Origin of the sequence: Falsiroseomonas oryzae (genome assembly GCF_027856955.1) — a bacterium.
Classification (GTDB): domain Bacteria; phylum Pseudomonadota; class Alphaproteobacteria; order Acetobacterales; family Acetobacteraceae; genus Falsiroseomonas; species Falsiroseomonas oryzae.
The window spans coordinates 1-8,679 of the sequence record NZ_JAPSMD010000224.1 but is presented as its reverse complement, the minus strand read 5'-3'; the positions used below and the strand labels follow the sequence as shown (position 1 = coordinate 8,679).

The window sequence follows — 8,679 nt, the reverse complement described above, 5'->3', positions numbered from 1 at the left end:
CCCCGCGCCGGCGCGCCGCCGAGGTCGATCGCCAGGTCGTCGGCCGCGATGAGGTCGGCCGAAGCGGTCAGCCGCCCCGTCGCGCGGAAGGCGATGGGCGGGCTCGGCAGCAACGCCGCCAGGTCGGGGCCTGAAGCTTCCAGCGTGCCCTCGAAGCCGCCGCCCGGCACCAGCACGCCGCGCGCCCGGCCGCTCGCCTCGGGCATGGCAAGCGAGATCTCGACCGGCGCGATGCCGTCCCAGCCCGGTCGGCCGAGTGTGGCGGCGAAGCGCGCCGCGCGGCCGGCCCAGGCGAAGCTCCCCTGGATCTCCAGCGCCTGCGCCGCCCCGCCCGAGGTCAGCCGCGCCGCGACGCCTTCCAGCACCGCCTCGCCCAGCCGCACGCGGCCGTCCTCCACCTGCGCGTCGAGCTCGGTGATCCAGGCGGGCGGACGGAAGGCGAGCAGGGGGCCGGGCGGCCAGGGCAGCGTCAGCTCGGCGCCGACCAGGGTGATTTCGCGCGGCGCCAGCCGGCCGGCGATCAGCGCGCCGAGGTCGAGGCGCAGCCGCAGCATGCGGGCGGTGACGCGGAAGCCGATCTCGGCCTCGCCGCCGGGTTCGGCGATGGTGACGCCGCCGGCCCGCACCACCGGGCTCGGCAGCAGCGCAAGCTCCACCGGGCCATCCAGCGTGACCTGCCGCCCCAGCCGGTCGGAGGCGATCTCCGCGAGGCGGTCGCGCCAGGGCTCCCAATCCATCGCGCGGGGGCCGAGCCACAGCCCGGCCAGCACCAGCAGGAAGAGCGACCCGAAGAGGAGCGCCGCGCGCCTCATCCCGCGACGGGTGCGCCCCACCCGCCGCCGCCGGGCGTCTCCAGCCCCAGCACCTCGCCCGCGGCGAGGCTGGCGCGGTCCTGGCCCTTCATCGGCTGCACGCTGCCATCCAGCCGCTCCACCCATTGCCGTCCCGGCGCGCCGGGGCTGCCGCCCTGCAGGCCATGCGGCGGGACGGTGCGGCGGGACGCGACGATGACGGCCTCCATCGGCCGCAGGAAGCGGATGCGCCGGCGCGACCCGTCGCCGCCCGGCCAGCGCCCGGCGCCGCCGGAGCCGCGGCGGATGCCGAACTCCTCCAGGCGGACGGGGTAGCGCAGCTCCAGCACTTCGGGATCCGTCATGCGCGTGTTGGTCATGTGCGTCTGCACCGCGGAGGTGCCCGGGAATCCCGGCCCGCCGCCGGTGCCGCCGCAGACCGTCTCGTAATATTGGTAAACATCGTCCCCGAACAGGACGTTGTTCATGGTCGCCTGGGCCGAGGCGCAGGCACCGAGGGCGGCGAGCAGCGCGTTGCAGGTCATCTGGCTGACCTCGGTGTTGCCCGCCACCACCGCCGCGCCGCCGCCCGGGCCGCCCTTGCGGGGCGAGAGGAAGGTACCTTCCGGCACCACGATCTCCAGCGGCACGAGGCAGCCGTCGTTCAGCGGGATGTCCTGGCCCACCAGGCAGCGGAAGCAGTACAGCACGACGGCGCGGCACACCGCGGCGGGGGCGTTGAAGTTGTCGGGGCGCTGCGGGCCGGTTCCGGTGAAGTCGATCACCGCGCGCCGGTTGGCGCGGTCCACGCGCACGGCGACCCTCAGCGGCGTGCCGTCGTCGATGGTGGTCTCGAAGGACCCGTCCTGCAGGCGGTCGAGGACGCGGCGGACGCTCTCCTCCGCGTTCTCCATGACGTGCCGCATATAGGCGCGGACGGTGTCGAGGCCGAACTCCGCCACGGCGCGCTGCAGCTCCTGCACGCCCTTCTCGTTGGCGGCGACCTGCGCCTTGATGTCGGCCACGTTGACGTCGGGGCTGCGCGCCGGGTAGCGCGCCGAGGCCAGCAGCGCGCGGAACTCCGCCTCCCGGATGGTGCCGCCATCCACCAGCAGGAAGTCGTCGATGACCACCCCCTCTTCCTCCAGCGTGCTGGAGCCCGGGGGCGTGGAGCCCGGTGTCAGGCCGCCGATGTCGGCATGGTGGCCGCGCGAGCCGACGAAGAACAGGATCTCCCGGCCGGCCGCGTCGAAGACCGGCGTGATGACCGTGACGTCGGGCAGGTGCGTGCCGCCATTGTAGGGGTTGTTCAGCGCCACGACGTCGCCCGGCTTCAGGCTCGTGCCGCGGGACCGGATCACGGTGCGCACGCTCTCGCCCATGGCGCCGAGATGCACGGGCACATGCGGCGCGTTGGCCACCAGCCGGCCCGTCGCGTCGAAGATCGCGCAGGAGAAGTCCAGCCGCTCCTTGATGTTCACGGACAGGCTGGTGTTCTGCAGCACCGCGCCGGTCTGCTCGGCGATGTTCATGAACAGGTTGTTGAACAGCTCCAGCATCACCGGGTCGGGGCGCGACAGGTCGGCGATGCGCGCCGCCGCCCGGGCCTCCGTGCGCCGCAGGATCAGGTGGTTCAGCGCGGTGACCTCGGCGGTCCAGCCGGGCTCGACGACGGTGGTCGCGATCGCCTCGCGGATCAACGCGGGCCCGGTGATGCGGTCGCCGGCGTGCAGCGCCTCGCGGTCGAAGACCGGCGCCTCATGCGCGGCTCCGCCGCTGAACAGCGACACGGTGTCGAGGCGCGGGATCGCCTCGCCGGCGGACCGCGGCGGCAGGGCGGCCTCCTGCACCTTCTCGCCCGGGGCGGTGACCTCCACCACGCAGGCCTCGACGATCACCGGGCGCTCGGGCGTGGCGAAGCCGAAGCGGCGGCGGTGCGCCGCAGTGAAGGCCTCCAGCACCGTCGCATGGTCGCCAAAGGGGACGGGCAGGAAGGTGTCGGTGCCTTGGTAGCGCAGATGCAGGCGTCGCGCGGCGGCAAGCGCGGCGGGGTCGGCGCCCTGGCGCGCGAGTTCGGCCCGGCCCTCCGCCTCCAGCGCATCCAGGCGCCGCGCCAGCGCGTCGGTCGCTCCCGCGGCCAGCGGCGCCTCCACCGCGGCCTCGCGGATCACCGTCTGGTCGGCCAGGCCCATGCCATACGCGCTGAGCACGCCGGCGAAGGGGTGAATGAACACCGTCTCCATGCCGAGCTCGTCGGCGACGAGGCAGGCATGCTGCCCGCCCGCGCCGCCGAAGCACTGCAGCGCGTAGCGCGTGGCGTCATGGCCCTTCTGGATGGAGACCTGCTTGATGGCGTTCGCCATGTTGGCGACGGCGACGCGGAGGAACCCCTCGGCCACCTGTTCCGGCGTCTGCGACGTGCCGGTGGCCGCCGCGATCTCCCGCGCGAGCGCGGCGAACCTCTCCCGCACGATGCCGTCATCCAGCGGCTGATCGCCGCCCGGGCCGAAGATCGCGGGGAAGTGCCGCGGCTGGACCTTGCCGACCATCACATTGGCGTCGGTCACGGTTAGCGGCCCGCCGCGGCGATAGCAGGCGGGGCCGGGCACCGCGCCGGCGCTCTCCGGCCCGACCCGGAAGCGCGCGCCGTCGAAGAACAGGATGGAGCCGCCGCCCGCGGCCACCGTGTTGATCGCCATCATCGGCGCGCGCATGCGCACGCCGGCCACCTGCGTCTCGAAGGCGCGCTCGAACTCGCCGGCGTAGAGCGCGACATCGGTGGAGGTGCCGCCCATGTCGAAGCCGATGATGCGATCGAGCCCGGCCATCGCCGCGGTGCGCGCCGCGCCGACGATGCCGCCGGCGGGCCCGCTCAGGATCGCGTCCTTGCCCTGGAAGCTGGCGGCCTCGGCCAAGCCGCCGGAGGACTGCATGAAGTAGAGCTTGACCCCCGGCAGCTCCGACGCGACCTGCTCCACGTAGCGGCGCAGGATCGGGGAGAGGTACGCATCGACCACCGTGGTGTCGCCGCGCGGCACGATGCGCGGCAGCGGGCTGGCCTGGTGGCTCAGCGAGACCTGCGTGAAGCCGGCCTCCCGCGCCAGTTCGCCGAGCCGCAGCTCATGCGCCGGATGCGCCCAGGCATGCATCATCACGATGGCGACGGCCCGGATGCCGGCGGCGAAGCCCGCGGCCAGCGCCGCGCGGGCGGCGGCCTCGTCGAGCCGCTCGATCTCGGTGCCGTCCACGGAGATGCGGCCGCCGATCTCGGCAACGCGCTGGTGCAGCAGTTCGGGGAGCCTCACGTGCAGGTCGAACAGCCGCGGCCGGGCCTGGTTGCCGATCCGCAGCATGTCGGCGAAGCCGCGGTTGACCAGCAGCAGCACGGCTTCGCCCTTGCGCTCCAGGAGGGCATTGGTGGCGACGGTCGTGCCCATCTTCACCGCCTCGATCACCCCGGGGGGAATGGCGGCGTCGGGGGCGAGGCCGAGGCAGGCCCGGATTCCCGCCACGGCGGCGTCGCGGTAGCGGCCGGGATCCTCGGACAGCAGCTTGCGGGTGGAGAGGCGCCCGGCCGGATCGCGGGCGACGATGTCGGTGAAGGTGCCGCCGCGGTCGATCCAGAACTGCCAGCCGGACATGAATGCGAAATCCCTTGCGCTGGCGGGTGCAATGGCGCGGGGACCGGGCCCGCGCAAGGGGCGCCGCGCCTGTGTCGCGCGTCGGGCCCGCGTGCTAGGACCGCCGCGGCAGGCAGGAGACGGTCGGACCCTTGGGCGTCTGGGGCAAGATTCTCGGTGGCGTCGGCGGCTTCCTGACGGGCGGGCCGCTCGGCGCCGTGGTGGGCGCGGCGCTGGGCCATGCGGCCGACCAGGGCACGATGGGGCCGGGCCGCATCGGGCCGGGCGCCGCCGACCTCGCCGCCCTGCTCGGCAACAAGGAGACGCTGTTCGCCATCTCGGTCATCGTGCTGTCGGCCAAGCTCGCCAAGGCGGACGGGCCGGTGAAGCGCGAGGAGATCGACGCCTTCAAGCGCATGTTCCGCATCCCGCCGGAAAACCTGCGGGAGGTCGGCCAGATGTTCGACCGGGCGCGGGAGGATTCGGAGGGCTGGGAACCCTTCGCCGACCGCCTGGGCGAGGCCTTCGCGGACAACCGGGCCATGCTAGAGGACGTGCTGGCCGCGCTGTTCTACATCGCGCGCGCCGACGGACCGATCACGCGCGGCGAACTGCCGGTGCTGCAGGGCGTCCACCTTCGCTTCGGCCTGGACCACGGCGCCTGGGACCGCGCCAAGGGCGGCCAGTCGGGCTCCCGCGTCGCGCAGCAGCAGCAGACCGACGACGCCTATGCCGTGCTGGGCCTGACGCCGGGCGCCACCGACGAGGAGGTTCGGCTGGCCTGGCGCAAGCTGATGCGGGAAAACCATCCCGACAGCCTGGCGTCGCGCGGCGTGCCGGCCGACTTCATCGAGCGCGCGAACCGCAAGGTCGCCGAGATCAACGCCGCCTGGGACCGGATCAAGCGGCAGCGCGGACTCTAGGGTCGCTCCCTCTCCCACTTACGGGGAGGGTCGATGTGAGGGGACAGCCGACCTGGCCATGCGCATCCGCGACCGGCCCAGCCCGAACCACGACGAACGGCCGGCCGGCACGCCGGTGGACATTCTGGTGCTGCACTACACCGGCATGCGCAGCGGCGAGGCGGCGATCGCGCGGCTGCGCGACCCCGTCGCGCGCGTCTCTTCCCACTACGTCGTCGAGGAGGATGGCGCGGTGTTCCGCCTGGTGCCGGAGGCGCGACGCGCCTGGCATGCCGGCGTCTCGCACTGGCGCGGCCATGCGCTGCTCAACGGGCGCAGCATCGGCATCGAGATCGTGAATCCCGGCCACGAATTCGGCTACCGGCCCTTCCCGGCGCTGCAGATGGCGGCGGTATGCGAGCTGTGCCTGGAGATCCTGGACCGCCACCCCATCCCGGCGCGCAACGTGGTGGCGCATTCCGACGTGGCCCCCGACCGCAAGGAGGATCCGGGCGAGTTGTTCGACTGGCAGGGCCTGGCGGCGAATGGCGTCGGGCTCTGGCCGGCGCGGGACGGGCAGGCCGAGGGCGATCCGCTGAGCCTGCTCCGCGGCATCGGCTACCGCACCGACCTGGCGCTGCCGGTGCTGCTGCGCGCCTTCCAGCGGCACTGGCGGCCCGAGCGCGTGGACGGCGTCGCCGATGCCGGCACGCTGGCGCGGCTCGCTGCCGTCGCGGCGGCCTGCGAAGGCAATTGACCGGCGCGCCTCGAGGCGCGACATCACAGGCGGCGCCGGGTGGCCGGGCGACCGCCGGCGCGTTGGCGACATCGCGCGGGAGGAAAGTCCGGGCTCCACGGGAATACGGTGCCGGCCAACGGCCGGCGGGCAGAGGGGGCGACCCCGAGGCCCAGGGAAAGTGCCACAGAGAGCAGACCGCCACGGCAGGGTGCGAACCCTCCCGCGGCAAGGGTGAAAGGGTGGGGCAAGAGCCCACCGCGCCCCCGGCGACGGGGGCGGCATGGCAAACCCCACCGGGAGCAAGGCCGAATAGGGGCGGCCGGCGTGGCGGCGAGAGCCGCGGACGCAGGGGCATTCCCGCCCCGCCGCCCGGGTTGGCCGCGTGAACCCTGCGGCGACGCAGGGTCCAGAGGAATGGTCGTCCAGCGCCGCGGGCTCACCCCCGCGGCGTGGACAGAACCCGGCTTACAGGCCGCCCGGCGCCACTCTCGCGCGGCCCACTCGCAGCTTTCGAAGCCGATCCGAGGAACAAACAACGAAGAGGTCTATCGTCATCTAACCTGCTCGTATACCTTTAGCATCTCACGCCAAGCGAATCATGCAAGCGCCTGATTAACAGCCCTTTTTTCCGGCAGCCCGAGACTCCGCTCACGGGAAATGTGCTTGTGGCCCCGGAATTGCCCGTGCTATCCCATGTCATCCCATGACGGTGCCTTGCTCGGGGGGGCATTCGGGCATCGTCACTCGGGATGGTCGGGCGAGCCGGTGGGGTCGGGGGGCCCCGCCGGCCGCTGAGCGGGGGACGGCGGACCACCCGCTGTCGTGGGGGCGACAGCAGCGCGATGACCCAATTCGTGGGCACGCATTTCGGAAAGGTGGACCGCAAGGGTCGCATTTCCGTGCCCGCGTCGTTCCGGCAGGAACTCGAAGCGGCCGGGGTCACGCAGATCGCCTTCCGCGTCTCCCACCAGTATCCCTGCATCGAGGCGCGTTCCCGCGCCGAGTTCGAACGGATGGTCGAGGCCATCCGCATGCTCGACAGCTACTCCGAGGAACGCGAAGCGTGGGAGGCGGGCTTCATCTCCGTCACGGAGATCCTGCGCTATGACGGCGAGGGCCGCCTCGTGCTGCCTGCGCAGATGGTCGAATCGATCGGCCTGCCGGAGGGCATCGCCTTCCTCGGCAAGAGCGACCGCTTCGAGATCTGGGAGGAAGCGGCCGGCCGGGCGCATGTCGCCGAGGCGATGGCGCAGGTGCGCGAAAAGAAGCTTCGCCTGCCGTCGCTCCCCCTCAACACGACTCCGCGCGGCATGCCATGAGCGGTCACGTCCCCGTCATGCTGCAGGAAGTGATGGCAAGCCTGAGGCCACGCTCCGGAGCCACCTATCTCGACGCCACCTTCGGCGGCGGCGGCTATGCCGCGGCCATCCTGGGGGCGGCGGACTGCACGCTGTGGGCGATCGACCGCGACCCGCAGGCGATCGCGCGCGGCGCCGAACTGGTGGCGCGCTACCCCGGCCGGCTCCATCTGGTGCATGCGCGCTTCGGCGACATGCTGGACAGCCTCGCGGCGCGCGGCGTGACGCAGCTCGACGGCGTTGTGATGGACCTCGGCGTGTCCTCTTTCCAGCTCGACGAGGCGGAGCGGGGCTTCTCCTTCCGCGCCGACGGCCCGCTCGACATGCGCATGGGGCGCGAGGGCCCGACCGCCGCGGATCTCGTCAACACCCTGCCCGAGGACGAACTGACCCGGATCATCGCCGAGTTCGGCGAGGAGCGGCATGCGCGCCGCGTGGCACGGGCGATCCTGCGCGCCCGCGCCGAGTCGCCCATCGTCACGACCGCGCGGCTGGCCGAGATCGTGCGCCGCGCCGTGCCCCGCGACCCGTCCGGGCTCGACGGCGCCACCCGGTCCTTCCAGGCGCTGCGCATCGCGGTGAACGACGAGCTCGGCGAGGTGCAGCGCGGGCTGGCGGCGGCCCTGCGGATGCTGGCGCCGGGCGGCCGGCTGGTGGTGGTCGCGTTCCACTCGCTCGAGGACCGCCTGGTGAAGCGCGCCATGGCGGAGGCGGCGGGGCGCAGCGGCAGCGCCTCGCGCCACGACCCGGCCTCGCTGCTGCGGCGGGATCGGCCGGACTTCGCGCTTGTCACGCCCCGCGCGCTGCGCCCCTCGGACGCCGAGACGGCGTCCAATCCACGGGCACGCTCGGCCCGGCTGCGCGCCATCGAGAAGCTGCCCCACGACACCCTCGCGACCGGGACGCAGGTGCACGCATGATCAGGCCCTTCACGCTGCTCTGCTTCTGCGCCTTCGCCGGGGCCGGGGCCTGGCTCTACCAGGTCAAGCACGCCGTCGCGGTGAAGGACCGCGAGCTGACGGAGATCCGCCGCCAGACCGAGCAGGCGAGGCAGCGGATCGACATCCTGCGGGCGGAATGGGCGCTGCTGAACGAGCCGGAGCGCCTGCGCCAGACCGCCACGCGCGTGCTGTCGCTGCAGCCGATGCAGCCGCAGCACTTCGTGCGCGCCAGCGACTTCGAACGCCGCCTGCCAGCGCCGGTCGCCTTCGCCGGCGCGCCCGACCTGTTCGCGCCGCCGCCCGGCGCCGCGCCGCCCGCGGCCGGCAT

At 73.2% G+C, this 8,679-nt stretch carries 7 protein-coding genes and 1 other RNA gene; 6 read left to right on the top strand and 2 right to left on the bottom strand.

The features are described from left to right. Both OZN99_RS19230 and OZN99_RS19225 read right to left on the bottom strand, forming a co-directional pair. The coding region (locus OZN99_RS19230; RefSeq protein ID WP_270936881.1) for an AsmA family protein at nucleotides 1-812 on the bottom strand (812 nt) is incomplete at its 3' end. Further along, entirely contained in the window at nucleotides 809-4,432 is a 3,624-nt protein-coding gene (locus OZN99_RS19225; protein WP_270936880.1) for a hydantoinase B/oxoprolinase family protein, read from the bottom strand. The genes OZN99_RS19225 and OZN99_RS19230, both read right to left, overlap by 4 nt. A 131-nt stretch (nucleotides 4,433-4,563) precedes the next feature. Here OZN99_RS19225 and OZN99_RS19220 point away from each other — a divergent pair, with 131 nt between their 5' ends. The 6 genes from OZN99_RS19220 to ftsL form a co-directional block, all read left to right on the top strand. Beyond that, complete coding sequence (locus tag OZN99_RS19220; RefSeq protein ID WP_270936879.1) at nucleotides 4,564-5,334, top strand: TerB family tellurite resistance protein; 771 nt, start codon at nucleotides 4,564-4,566, stop codon at nucleotides 5,332-5,334. Between the two features lie 58 nt (nucleotides 5,335-5,392). Beyond that, nucleotides 5,393-6,070, top strand: coding sequence for an N-acetylmuramoyl-L-alanine amidase (locus OZN99_RS19215; RefSeq protein WP_270936878.1), 678 nt, complete (start codon nucleotides 5,393-5,395; stop codon nucleotides 6,068-6,070). A 35-nt stretch (nucleotides 6,071-6,105) separates the two neighbouring features. Beyond that, an RNA gene (gene rnpB, locus OZN99_RS19210) (RNase P RNA component class A) lies at nucleotides 6,106-6,536 on the top strand. Between the two features lie 358 nt (nucleotides 6,537-6,894). Continuing rightward, nucleotides 6,895-7,371 (top strand): division/cell wall cluster transcriptional repressor MraZ, encoded by a 477-nt coding sequence (locus OZN99_RS19205; protein WP_270936877.1) that lies wholly within the window; start codon nucleotides 6,895-6,897, stop codon nucleotides 7,369-7,371. Beyond that, entirely contained in the window at nucleotides 7,368-8,330 is a 963-nt protein-coding gene (rsmH, locus tag OZN99_RS19200) for a 16S rRNA (cytosine(1402)-N(4))-methyltransferase RsmH (RefSeq protein ID WP_270936876.1), read from the top strand. Before OZN99_RS19205 ends, rsmH begins: the two co-directional genes overlap by 4 nt. Then, a partial coding sequence (gene ftsL / locus OZN99_RS19195) for a cell division protein FtsL (protein WP_456299887.1) occupies nucleotides 8,327-8,679 on the top strand: 353 nt, incomplete at its 3' end. The genes rsmH and ftsL, both read left to right, overlap by 4 nt.

Excerpts from the sequence above, each read along its gene's own strand:
- OZN99_RS19215 (WP_270936878.1), top strand. The coding sequence starts at position 5,393 with ATGCGCATCCGCGACCGGCCCAGCCCGAACCACGACGAACGGCCGGCC.
- rsmH (WP_270936876.1), top strand. The coding sequence starts at position 7,368 with ATGAGCGGTCACGTCCCCGTCATGCTGCAGGAAGTGATGGCAAGCCTG.
- OZN99_RS19225 (WP_270936880.1), bottom strand. The coding sequence starts at position 4,432 with ATGTCCGGCTGGCAGTTCTGGATCGACCGCGGCGGCACCTTCACCGAC.
- OZN99_RS19205 (WP_270936877.1), top strand. The coding sequence starts at position 6,895 with ATGACCCAATTCGTGGGCACGCATTTCGGAAAGGTGGACCGCAAGGGT.